This is a genomic window from Synechococcus sp. JA-2-3B'a(2-13) (assembly GCF_000013225.1).
Taxonomy (GTDB): domain Bacteria; phylum Cyanobacteriota; class Cyanobacteriia; order Thermostichales; family Thermostichaceae; genus Thermostichus.
The window spans coordinates 2,553,349-2,574,139 of record NC_007776.1 but is presented as its reverse complement, the minus strand read 5'-3'; the positions used below and the strand labels follow the sequence as shown (position 1 = coordinate 2,574,139).

The 20,791-nt window shown below is 58.0% G+C and carries 22 protein-coding genes, 1 tRNA gene and 1 pseudogene; 11 read left to right on the top strand and 13 right to left on the bottom strand.

Annotation, left to right across the window (positions count from 1 at the left end; translation table 11 throughout):
* Positions 1 to 111 precede the first annotated feature (111 nt).
* Complete coding sequence (locus CYB_RS11770; protein ID WP_011434037.1) at positions 112 to 1,464, bottom strand: ABC transporter substrate-binding protein; 1,353 nt, start codon at positions 1,462 to 1,464, stop codon at positions 112 to 114.
* Positions 1,465 to 1,654: 190 nt separating this feature from the next.
* Here CYB_RS11770 and CYB_RS11765 point away from each other — a divergent pair, with 190 nt between their 5' ends.
* Complete coding sequence (locus CYB_RS11765) at positions 1,655 to 2,341, top strand: hypothetical protein (protein WP_041436756.1); 687 nt, start codon at positions 1,655 to 1,657, stop codon at positions 2,339 to 2,341.
* Positions 2,342 to 2,391: 50 nt separating this feature from the next.
* On the opposite strand, the gene CYB_RS14575 is transcribed toward CYB_RS11765, so the two are convergent.
* The 3 genes from CYB_RS14575 to CYB_RS11745 form a co-directional block, all read right to left on the bottom strand.
* Positions 2,392 to 3,134, bottom strand: a protein-coding gene (locus tag CYB_RS14575) for an IS5-like element ISSoc13 family transposase (RefSeq protein ID WP_148202668.1) whose coding sequence is annotated in 2 segments (ribosomal slippage) — positions 2,392 to 2,816 and positions 2,816 to 3,134 — 744 coding nt in all. Because the reading frame shifts where the segments join, the coding sequence is not laid out codon by codon here.
* A gap of 71 nt (positions 3,135 to 3,205) precedes the next feature.
* Positions 3,206 to 3,276, bottom strand: a tRNA-Gly gene (locus CYB_RS11750).
* Between the two features lie 120 nt (positions 3,277 to 3,396).
* Positions 3,397 to 3,840: a 2TM domain-containing protein gene (locus CYB_RS11745; RefSeq protein WP_011434035.1), complete on the bottom strand. Its 444-nt coding sequence runs from the start codon at positions 3,838 to 3,840 to the stop codon at positions 3,397 to 3,399.
* A gap of 185 nt (positions 3,841 to 4,025) precedes the next feature.
* On the opposite strand from CYB_RS11745, the pseudogene CYB_RS15425 reads away from it, so the two are divergent.
* Both CYB_RS15425 and CYB_RS11740 read left to right on the top strand, forming a co-directional pair.
* Positions 4,026 to 4,418 (top strand): annotated as a pseudogene (locus CYB_RS15425) (DICT sensory domain-containing protein); the annotation flags it as partial.
* A gap of 18 nt (positions 4,419 to 4,436) precedes the next feature.
* Entirely contained in the window at positions 4,437 to 6,014 is a 1,578-nt protein-coding gene (locus CYB_RS11740) for a sensor histidine kinase (RefSeq protein WP_369791774.1), read from the top strand.
* Positions 6,015 to 6,206: 192 nt separating this feature from the next.
* Here the strand turns inward: CYB_RS11740 and CYB_RS11735 are convergent, their stop codons facing one another.
* The 3 genes from CYB_RS11735 to CYB_RS11725 all read right to left on the bottom strand — a co-directional run bounded on the left by CYB_RS11735 (position 6,207) and on the right by CYB_RS11725 (position 8,450).
* Complete coding sequence (locus tag CYB_RS11735; RefSeq protein WP_011434033.1) at positions 6,207 to 6,791, bottom strand: SRPBCC family protein; 585 nt, start codon at positions 6,789 to 6,791, stop codon at positions 6,207 to 6,209.
* A 154-nt stretch (positions 6,792 to 6,945) separates the two neighbouring features.
* Positions 6,946 to 7,191 (bottom strand): hypothetical protein, encoded by a 246-nt coding sequence (locus tag CYB_RS11730; RefSeq protein ID WP_049749597.1) that lies wholly within the window; start codon positions 7,189 to 7,191, stop codon positions 6,946 to 6,948.
* Between the two features lie 65 nt (positions 7,192 to 7,256).
* Entirely contained in the window at positions 7,257 to 8,450 is a 1,194-nt protein-coding gene (locus CYB_RS11725; protein ID WP_011434031.1) for an RNA-guided endonuclease InsQ/TnpB family protein, read from the bottom strand.
* Between the two features lie 170 nt (positions 8,451 to 8,620).
* Between CYB_RS11725 and CYB_RS11720 the strand changes: the two genes are divergently transcribed.
* Together CYB_RS11720 and CYB_RS14985 are read left to right on the top strand one after the other, a co-directional pair.
* A complete protein-coding gene (locus CYB_RS11720; protein WP_041436753.1) occupies positions 8,621 to 8,710 on the top strand; it encodes a cytochrome b6-f complex subunit PetN in 90 nt (29 codons plus the stop codon).
* A 91-nt stretch (positions 8,711 to 8,801) separates the two neighbouring features.
* Positions 8,802 to 8,963, top strand: coding sequence for a hypothetical protein (locus CYB_RS14985; protein WP_011434030.1), 162 nt, complete (start codon positions 8,802 to 8,804; stop codon positions 8,961 to 8,963).
* A 23-nt stretch (positions 8,964 to 8,986) separates the two neighbouring features.
* On the opposite strand, the gene CYB_RS11715 is transcribed toward CYB_RS14985, so the two are convergent.
* The 3 genes from CYB_RS11715 to CYB_RS11705 all read right to left on the bottom strand — a co-directional run bounded on the left by CYB_RS11715 (position 8,987) and on the right by CYB_RS11705 (position 12,895).
* Positions 8,987 to 9,358, bottom strand: coding sequence for a DUF309 domain-containing protein (locus CYB_RS11715; protein ID WP_011434029.1), 372 nt, complete (start codon positions 9,356 to 9,358; stop codon positions 8,987 to 8,989).
* 4 nt (positions 9,359 to 9,362) lie between these two features.
* Entirely contained in the window at positions 9,363 to 11,867 is a 2,505-nt protein-coding gene (locus CYB_RS11710; protein ID WP_011434028.1) for a sensor histidine kinase, read from the bottom strand.
* A 215-nt stretch (positions 11,868 to 12,082) separates the two neighbouring features.
* Positions 12,083 to 12,895 (bottom strand): TatD family hydrolase, encoded by an 813-nt coding sequence (locus CYB_RS11705; RefSeq protein ID WP_238376788.1) that lies wholly within the window; start codon positions 12,893 to 12,895, stop codon positions 12,083 to 12,085.
* Positions 12,896 to 13,337: 442 nt separating this feature from the next.
* On the opposite strand from CYB_RS11705, the gene CYB_RS11700 reads away from it, so the two are divergent.
* A complete protein-coding gene (locus tag CYB_RS11700) occupies positions 13,338 to 13,925 on the top strand; it encodes a thioredoxin family protein (RefSeq protein ID WP_041437584.1) in 588 nt (195 codons plus the stop codon).
* Here CYB_RS11700 and CYB_RS11695 read toward each other — a convergent pair.
* A complete protein-coding gene (locus CYB_RS11695) occupies positions 13,910 to 14,758 on the bottom strand; it encodes an inositol monophosphatase family protein (RefSeq protein WP_011434024.1) in 849 nt (282 codons plus the stop codon). The genes CYB_RS11700 and CYB_RS11695 overlap by 16 nt on opposite strands.
* Positions 14,759 to 14,781: 23 nt before the next feature.
* Here CYB_RS11695 and CYB_RS11690 point away from each other — a divergent pair, with 23 nt between their 5' ends.
* Both CYB_RS11690 and CYB_RS11685 read left to right on the top strand, forming a co-directional pair.
* On the top strand, positions 14,782 to 15,426 hold the full coding sequence (locus CYB_RS11690; RefSeq protein WP_011434023.1) for a biotin transporter BioY: 645 nt from the start codon (positions 14,782 to 14,784) through the stop codon (positions 15,424 to 15,426).
* Positions 15,427 to 15,606: 180 nt separating this feature from the next.
* Positions 15,607 to 16,047, top strand: coding sequence for a hypothetical protein (locus tag CYB_RS11685; RefSeq protein WP_049749596.1), 441 nt, complete (start codon positions 15,607 to 15,609; stop codon positions 16,045 to 16,047).
* 293 nt (positions 16,048 to 16,340) lie between these two features.
* On the opposite strand, the gene CYB_RS11680 is transcribed toward CYB_RS11685, so the two are convergent.
* Positions 16,341 to 16,457 (bottom strand): photosystem II reaction center protein I, encoded by a 117-nt coding sequence (locus CYB_RS11680; protein WP_011434021.1) that lies wholly within the window; start codon positions 16,455 to 16,457, stop codon positions 16,341 to 16,343.
* A gap of 385 nt (positions 16,458 to 16,842) precedes the next feature.
* On the opposite strand from CYB_RS11680, the gene CYB_RS11675 reads away from it, so the two are divergent.
* Both CYB_RS11675 and hemB read left to right on the top strand, forming a co-directional pair.
* Positions 16,843 to 17,802 carry an alpha/beta hydrolase gene (locus CYB_RS11675; RefSeq protein WP_148202764.1) on the top strand — a complete coding sequence of 320 codons (960 nt, stop codon included), beginning with the start codon at positions 16,843 to 16,845 and terminating at the stop codon, positions 17,800 to 17,802.
* Between the two features lie 25 nt (positions 17,803 to 17,827).
* Positions 17,828 to 18,814 (top strand): porphobilinogen synthase, encoded by a 987-nt coding sequence (gene hemB / locus CYB_RS11670; RefSeq protein WP_011434019.1) that lies wholly within the window; start codon positions 17,828 to 17,830, stop codon positions 18,812 to 18,814.
* Between the two features lie 11 nt (positions 18,815 to 18,825).
* Here hemB and CYB_RS11665 read toward each other — a convergent pair whose 3' ends face one another.
* On the bottom strand, positions 18,826 to 19,362 hold the full coding sequence (locus CYB_RS11665; protein ID WP_238376986.1) for a hypothetical protein: 537 nt from the start codon (positions 19,360 to 19,362) through the stop codon (positions 18,826 to 18,828).
* Positions 19,363 to 19,582: 220 nt separating this feature from the next.
* Between CYB_RS11665 and CYB_RS11660 the strand changes: the two genes are divergently transcribed.
* On the top strand, positions 19,583 to 20,776 hold the full coding sequence (locus CYB_RS11660) for an RNA-guided endonuclease InsQ/TnpB family protein (RefSeq protein ID WP_011434017.1): 1,194 nt from the start codon (positions 19,583 to 19,585) through the stop codon (positions 20,774 to 20,776).
* Positions 20,777 to 20,791 lie beyond the last annotated feature (15 nt).

The window sequence follows — 20,791 nt, the reverse complement described above, 5'->3', positions numbered from 1 at the left end:
GCCTCTCACCTCGGCTTTGCTCTTCACAAGAGCCTTATCAAAGCCCGGAAAGGGGCAGGCTGCCGCCCACCCCCATCCCTCAATGACACCGTCAGCCCATCGACACTGGGGCTACTGGTAAAGGGAGTTGTACTCGGCCAGAAGGCGGTTGGCCTCCTGGTTGGCCTTGGCCATAGCCTGGGCTGGATCCCCGCCCTTCACCATGAGATCCTCCATGGTTTGGGTTACCACGTTGCGAATCTCAGGGAAGGCCCCCAGCAGCGCCCCCCGAGTGGCAGGGGTCACCTTGGAATTGTTGATTTGGTCGCTGGCGGTGAAGAAGTTGGGGTTTTCCTTGAACCAGCCCTTCGACTCCAGCAAGGCTACCGAGCTTTTCCGAATGGGCAAGTAGCCGGTCACTTGGTGCCACTCGGCAGCATTTTCGGTGTTATTGAGCCACAGCATGAAGGTCAGCGCCCCCTCTTCCACCTCCTTGGGCAGATCCTTCACCAGCCAGAGGCTGGCTCCCCCGATCAAGTTCCCCGTCCAACCCTTGTCGGCGTTGTAGGGCATGCGGGTGGTGACCAGCTCGATGTTGTTTTGCTTGGCAGCGTTGGTGATGTTGGCGGCATCGGCGCTGCTGGTGATGGCCATGGCGACGGTACCGGTCTGGATGGCCTGCTCGGTGGCTGCCCAATCCCGCTGCTTGCCGCTGTAGATGTAGTAGCCTTTGTCATACATCCCTTTCCACCAGGTGGCGATGGCAATTGACGGCTCCGAGTCCAAAAAGACCTGGGTGGCACGGGCGGCACGGCCATTGTCGTTGTTGGCCAAGAGGGCATTCTGCTGGGCCATCCACTGCTCGTAGAACCAGCCGTGATTGGGCCAGGTCACACAGCCCTGGGGAGCGTCGGGGAGGGCCATGATCTTTTGACAAGCAGCCTCCAGCTCTTGCCAGGTGGCCGGCGGCTTTTCGATCCCTGCCTTCTTCAAGATGGCCGTGTTGGAGTAGAGAATGGGGCTGGAGCTGTTCCAGGGCATGGAGGTAAATTTGCCATCCAGGGTGTAGTAGCTCACCACCGGCTCGATAAAATCGTCGAAATTCACTGGGATCCCGTTCACTTCGGTGCGATTGCCCAGAGCCTCGGCAATGGACTTGAAGTAACCAAAATCCCGTGCCCGTTGGGTGCCCACCTCAAACCACTGCACCACCGAAGGAGCAGCATTTTGTTGAATGGCCAGGTCGGTGGCTTGCTGAATTTCTTCGTAGTTGCCGTAGCCTTCGACCGTAACTTTGTATTGAGGAAATTGCTTGTTGAATTCTTCCGCTTTTCCGCGGGCCCAATCCAGGCGGTTATCGGTAAAGGCAATCCAAACTTTGACTTCGGCAGGAGACTGAGCAAAGCTGTCGGCAGCCAGAAGAGCAGCAGCAGACGCAGCCACCAGGCCAGCCGCAACAGCCAGGAAAGTACGACGGGTATTCATAGAAAAATGCAGTCGCATTCGCTAAAGGCACCTCTGAGATTACAGCACCGACATTAAGAGCAGGTTATGTCTGGCTGGGATCCCCTCGGGAGGTGAACCCTCAGGCCGAAGTCAGAGTCAGATGAGGTGAGCACCTAGCCTGGGTCATGATTGGCAATTTCTCAAGGGGTCTCGAAAAATGAGAATGAAAATGAAAACCGCAAGCTTTTGCCTGTTGTTGGCTATTGCCCTCCTGATGGCGCTTGCTCCCTTTGCGCAGGCTCGCCCCCGTCAACGCACTGCCACAGCCACCACGCCAACGGCTGGATCCCTGACCCCGAGCGGTGAGCGCACCTTCACTCACTCCGGCACCTACACTCGCACCGGGCCAAGTGGCAGATCGGGTAGTGGCACCTATTCCGGCCAGGGATCCCGGCAATTCATTCCCGGTCAGGGGGTGGAAGGAGACTATTCCGGCCAAGTCACTACCCAACAAGGTCAGACCTGGAACCTGAACCATCAGCACACCACTACTCACACACATGAGGGTTGGCAACGGCAGGGCAGCACCACCCTGCAAAACGCCGAGGGCAAGACGGTGGGCAGCAGCTCGAGCCTTATCGAGGGCCAAGCGGGGCAAGGCTGGCAGCACAGCGGCCAATTCAACAATGCTCGCGGCCAAACCTACACCACCGAGTCGAGCAGCACACCGACCGGGCCAGGACACTGGCAGCGGGAAACTCGCGTCTTCAATGCCCAAGGGGATCTGCTCGGTGGCTCTGATACCGATGTGCAGTACCGATTTGTACCAGGGCAAGGCTGGGTGAAAACAGTAGAAGGCAAGACTCTAAAGGGTCAACCCATCCGCCGCACCACCACGATCGGCCCCAACCTGTGAAGAAGAATCTGAAGGGCACTTTAAGGGATCCCTTAGGTTGTGTTGATCTTTCATTTGAGCCAAAAGAGAGCACTGACGAGATAGAGAAAACTCAAGAAGTTCCTGGCCAATTTGTCAAAACGAGAACATAGATGCCGGTACTGCTTTAACTTATGAAAAAAGCATTCGATTAAATGCCTCTCTTGATACAGATGCTTGTCATAATGCCGCTGCGTCTTTCTATTCCTTTTAGGCGGAATAACCGCTTGAGCTTCCCCTATCTTCTCAATCAACTTATCCGCATCATATCCTTTATCCCCAATTACTTTGGTATCCTTTCTCTGCCAGCCCTCTATCAATTCTTCCCCTTGAGTAATATCGCTCTTTTCTCCGCCAGTTATTCTCAATTCCAGCGGATTTCCCAACCCATCTACACTCACATGAATCTTGGTGCTGTATCCCCCTCGGCTTCTCCCCAAAGCTTGCTCCCCTTTTTTCCGGCAGCACAGGAGTGCGCTCGAACCATGGTTGAATCAATAATGAGATGCTCTAAATCAGGGTCGTCAATAAAATACTTGAACATCCGTTCCCACACTCCAAAACGACTCCACCGGTGGAATCTTTGATAGATGGTGTACCATTTGCCATATCCTTCTGGGAGGTAGCGCCAAGGAGCACCGGAACGGGCTATCCAAAGAACTGCTTCAATAAACTGTTTGCAGTTTGCTTCTTTCCCAATGTTAACTCTCTCTTCTGTCTGTAAAAAAGCCAATATCTTCTGCCATTTGTTTTCATCTAAAAAAACCAACTTCATCCTCTTTCCTCTATAAATCATTCTCTCTATCCTAACATAAGATCAACACGACCTAGGATTTTGTGGGAGGAAGCGGGCGGACGGAATCGAACCGACAACAGCAGTTTGGAAGACTGCGGTTTTACCATTAAACTACGCCCGCACGGGCATTCAGCGATGCTGAATATCTATGGTAGCATCTCTCGGCGGTGCCCCTTCCCACTCAGAGTTTGGAGAAAAATCCATCTCCATCAGCGGGACAGACTTCTCCGGTAGGCTGGGCTTACTTGCTCTGGAGATCTTTCTGGCGTTTCCTTTGCCATTGGCGAAACTCTTTCTCGTAGCGTTCACCCTCCGTTTGGTAGGCGTTCCAGCCCTTGAGGGCAACGGTCAAGCCCCACCCCATGAGTATAAACAGCGACCAAGATAGCCCTCCACCGGAGAGCCAGTCTAAGCCCAGCAAAAAGCTGTTGACAATTCCATAGCGGCCCAGCAGTTGGTAAAACTGCCGACGGCGGTAGCGCTGGAATTCTCGGTGTTGGCTGTTCAGCTCTTGCCAGGCCTTCCATTCCTGCTCGGCCAAGTCCAGCTCTTGGGGGGAGATCCCCAGTTCGGCAGCCATCTCCTGCAGTTGGGAGCGGGTGAACTCGCCCAGGCGTGGCTGGCGGGCAATGGCCCGCTGGAGGATCTGCTGCACGTCCTCTTGGCTGTACCGGGATCCCGACATTTGGCTGACTTACATATAACTTCGTAAACTTTATATCTCTTAGTTTGGGCTAGCTGGATCTTGCGCCTTATGAAGCTCCCTCCGCCGCGGGATCCCAACCGTTAGACTAAACCTAGACTGCGAGCCTCCTTCTCTGGGGTTAAGTGTCCCTGTACTGCCTGTGATCTGTGCTTGCCAGTAGGGTTATGGCCTCCACCCGCTCTAGATCTTACCTTCGCCAGAGTCGTACCTCCCTATTGAGCGATCTGCTGCAGGCTTTGCCGCACCTGCGCCCACAACTGTATTTCAAATCCTCTTTGGTTGCCCTCAGCCACGCCATTGAGGATCAGGTGCTGCAAGGGCAGGGATCCCCGTGAGTATTCGCTAACTTTCAAAAGGAGCGCTACTACCGCCAGGAGGCACGGCGCTACCAGCGCATCAGCGCAATGGCCCAAGACGTGTTTGTGTTGGCGACCCCAGAAAAGGATTTTGCTCAGACAGACCTGCCCTACCACACCATTCCCTTGGATCCAGAGGATCCCTTGGTGCAGGAGTGGCACTTGATCGTCATCGATGCCCACTATGCCACCTGCCTCGTGTGTCGAGAACGCTTGCAGATGCAGCGGGAGCGTCCTTGGCAAAGCAGCGATATGGATGCAGCTCGCCAATTTGATGGGATCTGGTCATTTGATCGTCAGATTACAGTCCAAGCGGCTTTGGCCCTGTTGCCCAAGATCCTCAGTTACCGACCGGATCTGGAACCTCGCCTTGAGCCCCTTCGCCAGTACCTCAAGGGATCCCCGCAAAACTCCGCCAGCCAACTGAATCCAGGCCCCTTTACCGAGCGGCTGATCACCTATCTCCAGGCAGGGCAATACAAACTGCAGCGGGCCTACCGCACCATTCGGGTGCAAGAGCGCAAAGAGCATCTGATCAACCGCATCAGCAGTGCCATTCGCCAGTCTTTGGATCCCGGCGAGATTTTGGCAATTGCTGTGCAGGAGCTGGGGCAGGTGGCAGAGGTGGGGCGATGTTTGATCTACCGTTACGATGGCCAGGCCCCTGCTGTTCAGATTGAGCAGGAGTACCGCACCCTAACGATGGGCAGCCTTAAGGGATCCCTGTGGCCTCTTCCCAGCAACCCTTTTTTGCGGGAGGCAGTAGCCTCGGCACAAGCGGTGTGCTGCGAGGATACCCAAAAGGATCCCCGCCTGCAGCGAGTGCCGGAGCTGTGGCAGCCGGCCCAAATTCGGGCTTGGGTGGCCATGCCGATTCTCTATCAAGGGCGGTTGCTGGGCCTATTGGAGCTACACCACGAACACCCTCACCGCTGGCAGCCGGCCACTCTGGAGTTGGCAGAAGCCATTGCCAACCAAGTGGGGGTAGCCCTCTTGCAGGCAGAAGCCTATCAGCACCTAGAAGAGCTCAATCGCCAGTTGGCAGCTCTGGATCAGGCCAAATCAGAGCTGATTGCCGTGACCGGACACGAGCTGCGCACCCCGCTGTCCACCATTCAGGTGTGTTTGGAGTCTTTGGCCAGCGACCCCGACATGCCCCTGGAGATGCGCCAGGAAATGTTGAACACAGCCCTGCAAGATGCCGATCGGCTGCGGGAGTTGGTGCAGGACTTTCTCACCCTCTCCAAGCTGGAAAGTGGTCGCGTTCGCTGGCATATCGAGCCGTTGTCTGCTCAAGAATGTGTGGAGCTGGCCCTGAGCAATGTCAAAGCGCGACGGCGGCACGAAGACTTGCCCACCATCGAGCAGGTGCTGCCCAAACGGCTGCCAATGGTTAGGGCGGATGGGGAGTGGCTGGTGGAGGTGTTGCGTAAGCTGCTGGACAATGCCTGCAAATTTACCCCTTCCACCGGACGGATCTGGATTCGGGCAGAAGTGGAGCCACCAGCCGGTGGATCGACGGGGGCGATGGTGAAGTTCACTGTTGCCGACACCGGGCGCGGCATTGAGCCAGACCGGTTGCAAGCCATCTTCGAGCGGTTTTATCAAGCAGAGGGATCCCTGCGGCGCTCGGTGGGTGGGACGGGCTTGGGGCTAGCCATTTGCCGACTGATCATTGAGGCCATGGGGGGGCGCATCTGGGCAGAATCGGGGGGGATCAATCAGGGCAGTGCCTTCCACTTCACCCTGCCGATAGCGCACCCACACACCCAAGGACAGCCCTCGATCGCTGCTTGAGACTCGAAAGGTGAAGGACCACCGGCCCACTTTGCCTCTGGGATCCACCTGGCAAATTCCAGCTCGAATATCAAATCCCACAAATGGCAATAAAGCTGTTCCCCAGCCCCCCTCTTCTTTGGCAGAAGGGCTGAGAGTGGTCGCGTCAGCGGCGCGGAGCGCTTGGGGAACGAGGTACCTATTGGGCGCGCCTCAAACGGGCTTGGAATGATCCGACAAACTCAGGCAGTGCTCCCGAATGGCTTGTAAGTTCAGGGCCAAATCTTGGCAAATGCGGCGCTCCACCAGACCGACAGGCATTCTGCGGGGAGGCTTGACCTGCAGGTGGTAGGTGAGCAAGGTTTGATGGGCCGACCAATCGGCCAGATCCCAAAACCCCTCGAAGATAAGAAAATCCCCTTGTGTTTTTTGGAAGCGAAGCTGCTGAGGAAAGATCTCCTCGATAGCCAGCACCACCGCAGCAGAAAATTGGGCAAATAAAACCTTTTGGGATCCCACTTGACGTACCAGTGTGCGGCCATTCTCACGGCCAATGACGCGACTTTCCACCAAGTTGGGAATAAACTCCGCCAGATGGTCGTAGTCGGTCAAAACCTGCCAGACCTGCTGCCGCTCCACCGGAATCAGGACGCGACCTCGCACTTGGCAGCGGCGCTCCCCCAAATCCTCCACCTCCACCTGGATGTCTGAGGACTCCGTCCCGCTGACGCCAGCAGGAATGGGGATCCCATCTTCTGGGGTGGGGTCTTGGGGATCCCATTCAGGGTCAGAAGGCATGGCGAGAACTTCAGTCGCGTAGGCGCTGTAGGGCAGTGCGGAAACCGGAGAGGGAATCGATTTTTGACTGGACAAACCATTCGCCAGCAGTTCCAATAGGCTGCCCCCCTGTGTTTTCTATTGTATCAGGGAACTGTATAGCAGATAACGAACTCTAGGGGAGAAGGGCCTGGAACCAACCGACGATCACCTGCCAAACCTGTTCTAGAAGGGCAAAGGGATCCCGCAACTCCTGCAGCACCTGCCGCGGGCCAATTCTAAAGACCACGTACAACACGGCCAAGATGATTACAATCCCCACCGTTGTCCAGATGGCCTCTCGAACCACCCGCACCCAAAAAACCAGCATAAAAATGGCGATGGCTACAGCGGCAACCAGCGGCAATGTGTCCAGTACCATCGGATCCCACCTCGTTTGGCTCAGACGTTTCAGATTTAACTCCACTGTAGCCAGCTTGAAGTAAACTACCCGACCCTGACTACTTCGCAGTACAGGGCGGGCTTTCGGTAGCCCTGCAGTTGGCAAGCCAACCACGGACCTCTAGGCTGGTTTACGGCAGCCCCAAGTTTGGCAATCATGTTGGCCCCATTCCAGTCCGCATCCCCTTCCCATCCACAGTGCCCACACTTGAACTGCTTCCCACTGCGATAGGATTGCGCAGGGTCGGGATGAATGTGCAAACACCGGTGGCAGGTCTGCGACGTGTAGGCAGGCGGAACCAGTACTACAGGTACTCCGGCGATGGCAGCCTTGTAGACCACAAACATCCTAAGCTGGTAGAACGCCCAGTTATTGGTTCTGCGCCGCTCAGCTTTGCTGCGTGGCTGTTGATTGACCCTTTCCCGGATCCCTGTCAGGTCTTCCAGGGCGATAGCGCTGTTTGTGGTCTTTGCCCTAGAGACAATAGCTTTGGAGATGCGATGATTGACCCACGCCTGAAAGCGCCTCTCCTTGCCAGACAGCCGTTGCAACAGTTCTCTGCATCTGCGCCGCGAACTGCGGGTGCCCTTACTGGCTTTGCGTTGAAGTACCGCCCTCAACCGCGAGTGATGGTCTCGGACTTTGTTCAACTGCTGTCCATTCCAGTTATCTCCTTCCGATGTATGAGCAATATCCGTCCTTCCCAAATCCACCCCCAGCACTCTGCCCGTGCGTTGCGGTGGGGATGGCTCCGCTTCCACACAGATTTGAATAGAGTAGGAGCCGTCTTTACGCTTGACCAGAGTGGCAGATTTGGGATTGGAGCCTGCCAGCTGTTCTCTCTGGTAGCGGCCAATCGCCAGCTCAAAGCGCTCCCGACCCTCCACCGTGGTCAGCGACACCGTCCAGTCTTTCTCGCGAAACGAAAAGATACGGGCATCGTAGGTCGCAAAGCCTCTCTTGAACGCTTTGACCGGACGGTTTTTCTGTCGGGCAACTTTACGGGCACCGGCCAGCCGTCTGCAGACCTGCTGAGCCAAGTTACTGGACAAGCCAAACCGAGCGCGAATCTGGTAATAGCAAAGGGACTGGAGTTTGACTGCGTTGACTACTTTTTCTGGTGTGTTTTGGTTGACCCAGTTCAACGCCTGCACAAAGGCATCCATTGTCGCATCCAACTTTGCGGCTTGCGACTGGGACACCTTGAGCTTGCAGGAGACGGTCAGGACTTGGGTCATGGTTCTATCATAACTTCCGCATTCCTCCCGACACTGACCCTACGGGTACAGTGCGGGGCTCCTGCGATTTCTAGCTGAAAACAGGTGTTCGTAGATGTCCGTTGACAAGGGATCTCCTCTCGTAAAATGGGATCACCTCGAGATAACCCCTCTTTAGCTGGGCTAGACCTATGGACATCATCACCCTTGGCTGGATTGCCGTCCCCATCTTCTTCGTTCTTTCCATTGCCCTGGTGGTCTGGGGGCGCAACGGCATGTAATTTGTCATGCCTGGATTGAGCCTCACATCCATCTTGCATCCATCTTGTTGTCCCTGTCGCCGATATTGACAGGGCTACCCCCACTCAAGCCATGGAAACCGATCTTCCCTTGGTCGCCCGCATCGCCTACGGAAGCATCTTTTTGCTGTTGACAGCCGTAACCCTGGGCGTTGGCTACATTACCTTCATCGACTGGCGGGATCGGCGGCGACGCAACGAAGTTGAGCGCAAAGCCCGTCGCTCCAAGCGCTAGCGCCGCTGTTGGGCCTGCTCAGGTCAGTCTTCAACCCAACTCAGGGTGGGGATGGCCAGGTAAGGCAGGGGATCCTGGGGTTGCAGTTGAGAAAGATGCCGCAGGATGCCCTGGTTAGCCTGCCACAGGGCTTGCACATCCCATCCGGCGTAGGTGGGCAGAAAGTCCGCCAGCTTGCGGTTGGCCTCCCCCAACAGGATCATGCAGCCGCGGCGGTTGCCGTTTTGCAGGTGATAGTAGGCCACGGCGGTTTGCAAAAGCCCCTGGTAGAAGCGCCGCTCTGGATCCACTGCCTCCATCCACAGGGCCTCTAGGGTGTCGTGGCAGGCGTAAAATTCCCCCCGGTTAAACTGCTCGGCGGCCAAACGCAACGCTTCTGAGTGGGCATTGCTCATGTGGCTAGGCACAGTTGTGGGCTAGGGGTGAGGTCTGCACAGGCAGGGATCCCTGCGGCAACACCAGGGTAAAGCAGGTTTTGCCTTGAGAGCTCTCCACTGAGACGCTGCCCCCCAACCGCTGCATCCACTGCTTGACCAAAGCCAGGCCCAGGCCGGTGCCGCCCCGTTTCCAGGGATCCCCGCTGGGAATGCGGTAGAACTTCTCGAAGATGCGCTCCTGCTCGGCAGGGGAAATTTCCACCCCCTCGTTGATCACCCGGATTTCCACCTGCTGCGGGCCGGGCCGCTGCGCTGTTACCCAGATGCTGCACCCTGGGGGAGTATACTTGCAGGCGTTGTTGACCAGCTCCTGCACCACCCGCTCCAGGCCACCTTGATCGGTGAGCACCTTGCCCACATTCGGCGCGATCTGCCACTGCAACCGTTGCTGGTTGACCTGGGCCCGCTGTAGAAACGGCTCCAGCACGCTGGGCAGCCAGGTTGCCAGCGGCACTTCTTCCAGATGGAGCGTTTTGGATCCCTGCTCCAACCGCTGCAGATCCAGCAGGTCGTTCACCAATTCCGCCTCCCGCTCACACTCCTGCTCCAAGATCTTGAGATATTGCTCTCGTTTTTGGGGGGCGCGGGCGGTTTTCAGCAGTTGGATGGCCATCCTCATGTTGGTGATGGGGGTGCGCAGCTCGTGGGAGACGGTGCTCAAAAAATCATCTTTGAGGCGGTTGAGGCGCTCCAGCTCACCAATTTGCTGCACAGAAGCCTGGTAGAGGCGGGCCTGGCGGATGGCAATGGCGCAGTGATCCGCCACCTGCTGCACCACCTGCACCTCCAGTTCATCAAAGCACTTGGCTGCCGGCTTCGCCAGCCAGAGATCCCCCAGCACCCCTTGGTCATCCCGCAGCGGGCACACCAGCAGGGTCAGCCCTTCCCGACGGGGGATCCAGCCCTGCCCAGGCAAGTGGCAGAATTGCACCGCTTGACCCCCTTGCAGGTGCCGGTAAAGATCGGGGTAGTCGGCCAAGGTCAGGGTGATCCCACCGGCAGGTGGTAGAGCAGAGGTGTATTCATAGCGCACCGTCGCCTGGCCAGATGCCCAATCGTAGAGACAGAGATCGCAACCTTGAATGGGCAACCCCAGAGCCAATTCTTGCACCACTGCCCGCAGGATCTGGGCTTCCTCCAAACTGCTGCGCACCTGGTCGGTGACCCGCTGCAAGAGGGCATCCATAGCCAGAGATCGCTGCAGGGCCGCCGTCCGCTCCTGCACCTCCTGCTCCAGACGGGCGTTGAGGGTTTGCAACTGCCGGTAGAGCTGATTTTGCGTAATGGACAGGGCCAAATGTACCCCGACCCGACTCATCAGCTCTTGCTCTGCAGCTGACCAAGCCTTAGGCTCGTCAATTTTCAGCTCCCGCCAGGCAGCAAAAGAGATCAAAGGCAGTTCTTGTCTGGGATCCCCCTGGGTAAACCAACGGTAGCCCGCCCAGTGGGTTTCTTGGTAAACGGCCCCGCGAAACACGCTCAGCCAGCCCACCGGCTGGTCATTCCAGGCGAGCTGGGCCACCAGCAGGCCACGAATGGGTGTCTGCTTCATCTGCTCTTGCAGCTCCGGCCATTTCTCCAAGTGGGAGAGCGACCACATCTTGACCCAGCCCCCCGCTCCTCCGGCCCTTCCGAGCTGCTCCTGTAGCCAGGTGTCGTAGCTGGCCGGGGGTTGCACGCCATGACAACAGAGGGTGTCTGCGCCCATAAAGTGGATCCGCAGCCGTGCCCCGATCCCCTGCAAACCGGCAGCAAGCTGCTCCAGCACCGTGGTCAAGGTCGTCTCCGGGTGTAGGGGCGAATAAACCAGGGCAGCAATTTGGTTGATTAGGCGTTCCTGCTGCGCCTTTTGCCGCGCTTGCTCCAGCAATTCCGCCTGAGCAATGGCAATGGAAACTTGATCCGCCAGCAACTGCACCACCTGCAGCTCTTCTTGGGAGTAGGGACGAGGCTCAGCATGATGGGAGACCAACAGCCCCCATAGCTCCTGGTGATGCATCAGGGGAACCACCAAGGAAGAGGCCACCCCCATGGATTTCAAATAGTGAACATGGCAGGGATCCACGGGCCGCTGCAGCGGCTCGCCCAGAGGAACCCTAGCAGACAACCCCCAAGACTCCGGCTGGCTGATGGAACGGCTCTGCGCCTCTACATCCACAATCACCCGCACCTGAGCTAGGCGAAACAACCGCCGCGCCTCCTCGGGAATGTCCCCTGCCGGAAAAGTCAGCCCCAAGAGCGAGGGCAGCCGCTCCCCGCCTCGTGCTTCCGCCACCACCGTCCCATGCCCTTCCGGGTCGAAGCGGTACACCTTCACCCGATCCGTACCCAAAAAGGCGCGCACCTCCTCCACCGTCGCCCTCAGGATCTGATCCAGCTCCAGGGATTGCCGAATCTGGTGGGTGATGCGGTTGATGAGGGCATCTCGGCTGGGTCGAGCTGCGGCAGCCCACGTTTCAGTATCCATAGTTGCAAGCCCCTAGCCCCTGGAATTAGCGGAAAGTACCTAAAAATACATCCCTTTTTTCCAGCATAGGATGCCCTTGAGAAGAGCAGTCGGAGTTCAAAAGAAAAGTTAAAGAAAAAGTTAAAAACGGTAACTCAGGGTTTCCCGGGTTGGAATCGCCTGAGATCTGGAGCCGGGAATGGCCTACGGCTCACCCGCGCCCTCGGAAAGCAGAGCTAGGGGAGAGGCAACCGAAACAGGCGAGCAGCGTTCTGGCTGGTTTCTTCTGCCAGTTTTTCCGGCGGGATTCCCAACAGCTCCGCCAAGGTTTGGGCCACCCGCTGCACATAGGCCGGCTCATTGCGTTTGCCGCGGAAGGGGGTGGGAGCCAGAAAAGGGCAATCGGTTTCCACCAAAAGCTGGGATAGGGGCACCTCCAAGGCCGACCGGCGGACAGTCTCGGCGTTCTTGAAAGTAACAATGCCGCTGAAGCTGATGTAGCAGCCCAGCTCCACAAACTGCCGGGTTTCCACCGGGGATCCGCTCCAGCAATGCATCACCGCCCGCACTGGCCCCCCCGTGGCCATGGCCTCCTTGAGGATGGCGTAGGTGGCTGCTGCCGCCTCGCGGCAATGGACGATCAACGCCAGATCCTGCGCTTGGGCAATGGCAATCTGGGCCCAGAAGGATTCTTTTTGCCGCTCGATATCCGCCGGGTTGGACTTGTAGAAATCCAGGCCCGTCTCCCCGATAGCCACCACTCGCTCGTCGCTGGCGGCCAGGTGGGCGATCTTTTCGGCCAAATCGGGCTGCCACTGGCCCGCCTCCAAAGGGTGCAGCCCCACCGACAAAAATACTTCCGGATACTGGTCGGCAATGGCCTGCAACTGGGGGAATTCTGCCGGTGTTACACAAGAATGCACCAAACGCCGGATCCCCGTCTGACGCCAGCGCTCGGCCACTTGGGGCAGATCCGCGGCAAAATCGGGGTAGTTGAGGTGGACGTGAGTATCCACCAAAGGAGCAGCAGGTAAGACGGCGGTGCTCAAGGCTCAGCTCCCCAACAATCTTGTTGCCAACCTTATCCAATTGTAAAAGCTGTCCCCGGCCTGCTTGGGATCCCTTCCGGCGCTCCCGTTTGCCGGCAAGATCCCCTTGCGACGGCTCCTGTGGGAGCATGCCTCTAACCCCCAAAACCCTGAACTTTGCTGAATTTACTGAGCTTTAGGCGGTTTGGCAAAAGTCATTGAGAGGGATATAGTAGACCAAGTTTCCCCCTGATCCTTGAGTCCACCGCAACGGTTGCCGGGAAGTGAAGGGGGAAAGCGCTCGGGGGGTATTCCTCAGGGCTTTGCGGGATACCGCCTTCCTGCTCAGAGATAGGCAGGATGCGATCGCTTCTTTCCTGAACCATGTTCAGGAGAGTTCAGCGTGAATGTATCAGCAGGATGATCCACAATGATTGAGGAAACCTTACGCCGGAGGTTTGTTATGGCCCGTACCCCCTCAACCATGCTGCCTTTGGGCACCCCAGCCCCTGACTTCAGCCTGCCGGATGTGGTGAGCGGCCAAACCATCTCCCTCTCCACCTTTGCCGACAAGCCGGCCCTGCTGGTGATGTTCATCTGCCAGCACTGTCCCTATGTGAAGCACGTGCAAGAGGAGCTGGCCCGCCTTGGCAGAGATTACAAGGATCGCGGCGTTGGCATTGTAGCCATCAGCGCCAACGATGTGGAGAAATACCCGGATGACAGCCCAGAGAACTTGAAGAAGATGGCCGAGACCTTGGGCTTTACCTTCCCCTTCTGCTACGACGAAACCCAAGAGGTGGCCAAAGCCTTCACCGCCGCCTGCACCCCCGACTTTTTCTTGTTCGACGCGGATCGCAAGTTGGTCTATCGGGGTCAACTGGACGACAGCCGTCCCAGCCTGACCGATGTGCCGGTGACGGGCAAAGATTTGCGGGCGGCGCTGGATAACCTTCTGGCCGGCAAGCCCATCGATCCCGACCAAAAGCCCAGCCTGGGCTGCAACATCAAGTGGAAACCTGGCAATGAGCCTGCTTATTTCGCTGGGTAGATCCCGCTTTTTTGAATCGCGGCCAGGGCCTGTCGATGCAAGCTGGGGTTGGCTGCCGCCAACACTTCTCCCGTGGAGGTGCGGGTTAAGGGATCCCCTCGCCAATCGGTAATCACGCCACCGGATCCCTCAATCACCGGCACAAGGGCAGCAAAATCGTAGAGGGCAAGGCCACACTCCATCACCAGATCCACACAGCCGCTGGCCAGCAGGCCGTACTGGTAGCCATCGCCCCCATAGGAGGTAATGTGAACTGCTTGGCTGAGCCCCTGGAAGCACCGTTGTTGGTCGGGTTGGGTGAACAAATCAGGGGTGGTACAGCTCAAGTAGGCGCGGCTGAGGTCGGTATTGGCCTTGGCTCGGACGGCTTGCCGGTGGGAGGGGGTTATCCATTGAGTGGGCTGTCCCCGTACCCCCAGCCAGCGTTCGCGCAACACCGGCTGATCGATGATGCCCAAAATGGGGCGGTCTTCTTCCAAGAGGGCAATCAAAGTGGCAAAGGTGGGCTTGCCGGTGGAAAAGGCGATGGTGCCATCCAAGGGATCCAGAACCCAAGTGTAGAGGGATCCCGTCTGGTGAAAACCAAACTCTTCGCCAAGGATGCTGTGTTCTGGCACTTGGGCCATCAGCAAAGCTCGCATGGCCCGCTCTGCCTCCCGGTCGGCCACCGTCACAATTGGGGAGCGGGCCTCTTTGTATTCGGCTTGCAGTTCTCCGCGAAACAGGGGGCGAATCACCGCTCCGGCAGCATCGGCCAGGGCCTGGGCCAGTTCAATCCACTCTGCCTTGACCACCTTTTGCCCACCCCATCTGCCCCTTCCCTTTCTTAGCATAGGGAAAAATTTCCTCTCGGTTTATGCGGTCTGGCTTGCTCTTAACTCCTCTGGAATGGCTTTGGACGGCGATTGGGGTCCTCCTGACCATTTTGGGCACCCTAACCCATTTGAGTTTTCCGCCCGGGCTGCCTGGGTTGGGGGGATACAGCTTTTCGCTGCAAATTGGGGGCGTGTTGCTGACGGCTTGTTTGGCGGGGCCGGTGGCGGCGGTGTGCGCCCAGATCGTCTATCTGGGGCTGGGGCTGGCAGGGCTACAGGTGTTTGCCCAAGGGGGAGGGTGGCAGTACCTATACCAGCCTGCCTTTGGCTACTTGCTGGGGTTTCTGCCAGGAGCTTGGGCCTGCGGGACAATTGCTTTTCCGCAACGGGATCCTTATCCACCCCCTTCTCCTCTGGCCCGCCAACGTGCCGTCGATGGGAAGCGGTTGGCAGGAGGGATCCCTGACTCCCCGGTGGGCCTCCAAGAGTTGGGATCCGGCAGCTTGGTGGCTTTGGCCTTGGTTCACCTGACCGGGATTCTCTACCTTTTGGCCACACAACCCTGGAATGGGGAGTTGCTGAGGTTGATAGGGCTTTACTCCGGCTATACTCTGCCGGGACAGATCATCGTGGCCAGCTTTGTTGCGGTGATAGCGTTGCTGTTGCGGCGCTTGCTGCTGCTCTGAAGCGGAGGAACCAACTGTGCGCAAAGGCCCATGCAGATTTGGGTCGGGGCGCATCTTTTCTCAAGCTGCAGAGGCAGAAAGTAACTTAGAAAAGTAACTTAGAGCTGTGCCGCTCAAGCGGTGGTACAGATTCTGGTCAAGTCTTGCCAGGATGGATGGGTTTGCGTGAGGAACTGCGGGATGCAACGGACTGCTCTCACCCTTTTGGCCACCGGCTTTTTGGCAACCGGGCTGGCTGCCTGTGGAGATGGCGGCAGCTCAGGGGGTTCGATCCTGCCCCCACCCCAAGGCCCAACGGTTTCGTTTATCAATGCGCCCACCTCGGTGCGGGTGGGCACCTCCACGCCGGCCTTCACGGTGCAGGTGAGTGTGCCGGGTGGTGCTCGTCCAACGCAGTTCCTCGAGCTGGAAACTTTCAACCCCAGTGGCGTGCGCGTGCAAAGGGAATTCTTCAGCCCACAGCAGGCCGGCTGTAACCCTGGGGCCACCTTTTGTAGCTTCAGTACCGATTTCCGCGTTGCCCTCGGGGATCCCATCGGCGTTTGGCAGTTCCGGATTACCGCGTTTGACCAACAGAATCGCTCCGGATCCCAGACATTGCTGATTACCGCCTTCCAGTGAGCCAGCCGAGTTGCCAGCTCTGAGGCGAGGCCATTCACTCCAGAGGGGAATGGCCGCCACAGGTCGTGCCAGCGGGACGGAGTTGCAACAAGACTGAATCTCGCTCACCGCTGCTGCAACCCATGACCAGCAGCAACTTTGTCGCTACCCCGCCAGCAGGAGCTCCCTGGGCATCCGTTCTCCCATAGCTAGGGCAACCAGCAAGGTTCGGCAAAAACAGGGCCAGAGGCATGCTCCCTCAAGCGATGAGCCAGTTATCACTGGAGTTCGCAAGCTGCCCAAGGCGGGATCCCCTACTCCAGGTCTCGACGGTTGGGGTTACGGGAGGGATCGTTGCTCAAAAAACCAAACACAAAAAGCCCCACAAAAAAGATGACAACCGCGTAAACAGAGATTTTCAGTAACAGCATAGTTTCAGCAACCCGTTTCCGACTGAGTGAACTGATGAAGCGATAAGGCAATCGTAAAACAAGGGTGAACCACCCCAGAGAGGGGATCCCGTCAAACCTGAGACCCCGCAAAACTTCTTCACAACATCATACCTCTCAGAGGGCCTTTTTCCCGCAAATGGCCCCAGTCTCCCCCCGAGAGATCCTTTCATCCCATCCTCAGAAAAGGCTGCAAAGCCCGGCATGTCGGGGATCCCCGGCAAGAGCAGAGATTGTTAAGAAATATTTTGGACTGGAAACAAAGATTGCCGCTCCTCAGCGGCGGCAGCGCTCGCGGGCGACCGGGACATAGGAAGATATAATTTGCGGCTTTGCCGGTCTTGCCGGACGTGTGTTGGATTTGCCCATGCCTTTTGATCGGTTAGGCCACTCAGAGGTTCTGGATGGGCGGTCGGGAGCTCAGCCGCAACCTTCGTCGGGGATCTATCGGCCCCAGGAGTTGCTGCTTTCCGATGGGATCCCGGCTTTTCTGCACCACTGGCCCCAGGGATCCCCTTGTGGAAGGGTGTTGCTTTTGCACGGCAAAGGGGATCACGGCGGCGGGTTTTGCCCTTTGGCCGGCGAGTTGGCTGCTCAAGGGTGGGAGGTTTTGGCGCCTGACATGCGGGGATTTGGTCGCTCCGGCGGGATCCGCTGCTGGATCGACCGCTTCAGCCAATATCAAGCCGATCTGGAGAGGATCACGCAGCAGATTTGGCCGCAGAAAGGGATCCCGCAGATCTGGTGTGGGTATAGCGCGGGGGCCAACTGGGTTACGGAATATGCCCTTGCCCATCCCGGCCAGGTGCAGGGCCTGATCCTCATCTCTCCCGCTTTTCGCATCGACCACTATTTCACCCCTTTGACCCACGCCCTTTTGCAAGTTTTGGACAGGGTTGCTCCCCAGCTGGCCTTGACCGGCCTCTACGAGCCGGCGCGGGTGACTTCCCTACCCGAGCAGCAAGCCGCCTTTGCGGCGGATCCCTACATGTGCGGTGTGACGCGGGCCAGATTTACAGCCGAACTGGTGCGCAGTGGACAGCGCTGCCTTGATCAAGCCCATCGGCTCTGCCTGCCGGTTTTGCTGCTTTACACCTCCGCCGATATCGTCGTCAATCCTGCGGGAGCTGTGGATTTTGCCCGTCGGCTGCCCCAGGGAGAAATCCACGATTTTCCCCGGTCGCGCCACGATCTTTTGCACGACTGCCAAGCCGAAGCGGTAAAAGAGACCCTTCGCCGCTGGCTGGCTCGGCATTTTCCCTCTGCCCCGGATGTCGCCTCTCGCCGGACGACCAGCTCAGCCCCTACCGACCTCATGGCAAAATAGAAACGCCCTCTTTCCCCCTGCTCTCATGAGCCAAGACCTGATCTACCGTCCCCGTCGGCTGCGGCGCACAGAGGCCTTCCGCCAGATGGTGCAGGAAACCCACCTGCGGGTGCAGGATCTGATCTATCCCCTGTTTGTCATGGAGGGGGAGAACCAGCGGCAGGAAGTGGAGTCGATGCCCGGCTGCTACCGCTACACCCTAGACCTGCTGCTAAAGGAGGTGGAAGAAGCCGCTCAACTGGGGATCCCGGCGGTGGCCCTGTTCCCGGTGGTGCCGGAAGAGAAAAAGGATCCCACCGGGCAGGAGTGCTTCAACCCGGAAGGCTTGATCCAGCGGGCGGTGCGGCGGATTAAACAGGAAATTCCCGAGATCTTGGTGGTAACCGATGTGGCCTTGGATCCTTACAACAGCGACGGCCACGACGGCATTGTGCGGGATGGGGTGATCCTCAACGACGAGACGGTGGAAGTTTTGGTCAAGCAAGCCCTCTCCCAAGCAGAGGCGGGAACCGACATTGTGGCCCCCTCGGACATGATGGACGGTCGTGTCGGCGCCATTCGGGAGGCCCTGGACGACCAAGGCTATACCGATGTGGCGATCCTGGCCTACTCTGCCAAATATGCCTCTGCCTTCTACGGTCCCTTCCGCGATGCCCTGGGATCCGCGCCCAAATCGGGAGACAAGAAAAGCTATCAAATGGATCCCGCCAATGCTCGGGAAGCCATCAAAGAGGTGGAGCTGGACGAGGCCGAGGGGGCGGACATGGTGATGGTGAAGCCGGCCCTGGCCTACCTGGACATCATCTACCGAGTTAAGGAATCGACGGATCTGCCCGTGGCTGCCTACAACGTCAGCGGCGAGTACGCCATGATCAAAGCCGCCGAACAAAAAGGCTGGATCGACGGCAAAAAAGTGATGTTGGAATCCCTGCTGGCCATGAAGCGGGCTGGCGCCGATATCATCCTCACCTACTTTGCCAAAGAGGTGGCCTTGCTTCTCAAACAAGCCTAGGCAGAGGCAGCCTACGGCCTGGCAGACGGCTGGGTGGACTGCCCGATCCAGGAAGGGTGGGTGTTCTTCTCGTCGTCCGCCACCCAGGTACTGGGATCCACCAAACGCACCTGAATTTGATTGCGTGGCACCCGATTCAGCCGTTCCTTGATCAGGGCCTCCTGCTGCAAGGGATCCATACCTCGATCCACCCCCTCCTGCAGCCGAGAAATCCGAGTGGACAAGACCTCGATATGCCGCTCCAGAACCTGGAGCCGGTGATGCTGGGCCAACTGCACCGGCAAGAGGCGATACAAACCACTGAGGGCAGCCGCCGTAAACAAGACATTCACCCCGATGTGACAGGCCATCTCCCAGACTTGAGGCTCGTGGCCAGGTTCTTGCCGTCCGCGCCGGCGGGAGCGCTGGACAGGGATCGTCCGCCGACCGGAAATTGGGAGAGAGGAGGGAAACCCTGCCCGAACCAGGGATCCCTGCCCTTGGGAGCGATGCACTCGTGGAGCAACAGAGATGTCCAGCCGCGGCCCAGCAACCTGCTCTGCACGCATAGACACGTGGCGAGCCGGGGTACGGGAAGAAGACTTGGGTGTCACGGGTGAAGGGAAGAAAATAGGGGGACGATGAACCACCTCTGCTGCCAAGAAGCGCAGCTAGGGCCTATTGAAGCCGATTTTTCCAGGTGTGTCAGCTTACTAGCGCAGGAGCCCCGCACTGTACCCGTAGGGTCAGTGTCGGGAGGAATGCGCTTTGATGAAGTACAATGAACCTATGAGCCAAGTCCTGACCATCTCCTGCAAGCTCAAGGTGTCCCAGTCGCAAGCCGCTAAATTGGACGCGACGATGGATGCCTTTGTGCAGGCACTGAACTGGGTCAACCAGAACACGCCGGAGAAGATCGTCAATGCGGTCAAACTGCAATCCCTTTGCTACTACGAGATTCGCGCCCGATTCGGCTTGTCTAGCAACTTGGCCCAGCAGGCCTGCAGACGGGTGGCAGGCGCTCGCAAAGTGGCGAGACAGCACAACCGTCCAGTTAAAGAGTTCAAGCGTAGGTTCGTTACCTACGACGCACGTATCTTCTCGTTCCGCGAGAAAGACTGGACGGTGTCGCTGACCACGGTGGAAGGGCGAGAGCGCTTTGGACTGGCCATTGGCAACTACCAGCGTGGAATACTGGCTGGTTCCAACCCCAAAGCCGCCACCCTGGTCAAGCGGGAGGACGGCTCCTATTACATCCAGATTTGCGTAGAGGAGAAGCCACCCAAGCAACAAGATGCCGACAAGGTGATCGGGGTGGACTTTGGAAGGACGGATATCGCTCATACCTCAGAAGGGGACAACTGGAATGGACAGCAGTTGAGCCGAGTTCGAGACCACTACTCCCGATTGAGGGCGGCACTCCAACGCAAAGCCAGTAAGGGCACACGCAGTTCGCGGCGCAGATGCAGAGAACTGTTGCAACGGCTGTCTGGCAAGGAGAGACGCTTTCAAACGTGGGTCAATCATCGCATCTCCAAAGCCGTTGTCTCTAGGGCAAAAGCTACCAACAGCGCTATCGCTCTGGAAGACCTGACGGGGATCCGGGAAAGGGTCAATCAACAGCCACGCAGCAAGACAGAGCGTAGGCGGGCCAACAGTTGGGCGTTCTACCAACTGAGGCAGTTTCTGGAATACAAGGCGAGAGTTGCGGGGGTGACTGTGGTGCTGGTGCCGCCCGCCTACACCAGCCAGACCTGCCACAAGTGCCTGCACATCCATCCCGACCCTGCGCAATCCTACCGCAGTGGTAAGTCGTTCAAGTGTGGACACTGTGGATGGGAAGGGGATGCGGACTTTAATGGTGCGAATGTGATTGCGCTTTTGGGGGCTGTCGTAAACCAGCCTAGAGGTTCGGGCCTGTTTTGTTCTCTGGTAGAGCAAAGCAGGCTCAGGGCTGCTGAAAGCCCGCTCCGTACCGCTTAGCGGTCGGAGTCGGGT

Coding starts and splice junctions, on each gene's coding strand:
- CYB_RS11770 (WP_011434037.1), bottom strand. CDS start 1,464: ATGAATACCCGTCGTACTTTCCTGGCTGTTGCGGCTGGCCTGGTGGCT.
- CYB_RS11765 (WP_041436756.1), top strand. CDS start 1,655: ATGAAAACCGCAAGCTTTTGCCTGTTGTTGGCTATTGCCCTCCTGATG.
- CYB_RS11745 (WP_011434035.1), bottom strand. CDS start 3,840: ATGTCGGGATCCCGGTACAGCCAAGAGGACGTGCAGCAGATCCTCCAG.
- CYB_RS11740 (WP_369791774.1), top strand. CDS start 4,437: ATGCAGCGGGAGCGTCCTTGGCAAAGCAGCGATATGGATGCAGCTCGC.
- CYB_RS11735 (WP_011434033.1), bottom strand. CDS start 6,791: ATGCCTTCTGACCCTGAATGGGATCCCCAAGACCCCACCCCAGAAGAT.
- CYB_RS11730 (WP_049749597.1), bottom strand. CDS start 7,191: ATGGTACTGGACACATTGCCGCTGGTTGCCGCTGTAGCCATCGCCATT.
- CYB_RS11725 (WP_011434031.1), bottom strand. CDS start 8,450: ATGACCCAAGTCCTGACCGTCTCCTGCAAGCTCAAGGTGTCCCAGTCG.
- CYB_RS11720 (WP_041436753.1), top strand. CDS start 8,621: ATGGACATCATCACCCTTGGCTGGATTGCCGTCCCCATCTTCTTCGTT.
- CYB_RS14985 (WP_011434030.1), top strand. CDS start 8,802: ATGGAAACCGATCTTCCCTTGGTCGCCCGCATCGCCTACGGAAGCATC.
- CYB_RS11715 (WP_011434029.1), bottom strand. CDS start 9,358: ATGAGCAATGCCCACTCAGAAGCGTTGCGTTTGGCCGCCGAGCAGTTT.
- CYB_RS11710 (WP_011434028.1), bottom strand. CDS start 11,867: ATGGATACTGAAACGTGGGCTGCCGCAGCTCGACCCAGCCGAGATGCC.
- CYB_RS11700 (WP_041437584.1), top strand. CDS start 13,338: ATGGCCCGTACCCCCTCAACCATGCTGCCTTTGGGCACCCCAGCCCCT.
- CYB_RS11695 (WP_011434024.1), bottom strand. CDS start 14,758: ATGCTAAGAAAGGGAAGGGGCAGATGGGGTGGGCAAAAGGTGGTCAAG.
- CYB_RS11690 (WP_011434023.1), top strand. CDS start 14,782: ATGCGGTCTGGCTTGCTCTTAACTCCTCTGGAATGGCTTTGGACGGCG.
- CYB_RS11685 (WP_049749596.1), top strand. CDS start 15,607: ATGCAACGGACTGCTCTCACCCTTTTGGCCACCGGCTTTTTGGCAACC.
- CYB_RS11680 (WP_011434021.1), bottom strand. CDS start 16,457: ATGCTGTTACTGAAAATCTCTGTTTACGCGGTTGTCATCTTTTTTGTG.
- CYB_RS11675 (WP_148202764.1), top strand. CDS start 16,843: ATGCCTTTTGATCGGTTAGGCCACTCAGAGGTTCTGGATGGGCGGTCG.
- hemB (WP_011434019.1), top strand. CDS start 17,828: ATGAGCCAAGACCTGATCTACCGTCCCCGTCGGCTGCGGCGCACAGAG.
- CYB_RS11665 (WP_238376986.1), bottom strand. CDS start 19,362: ATGCGTGCAGAGCAGGTTGCTGGGCCGCGGCTGGACATCTCTGTTGCT.
- CYB_RS11660 (WP_011434017.1), top strand. CDS start 19,583: ATGAGCCAAGTCCTGACCATCTCCTGCAAGCTCAAGGTGTCCCAGTCG.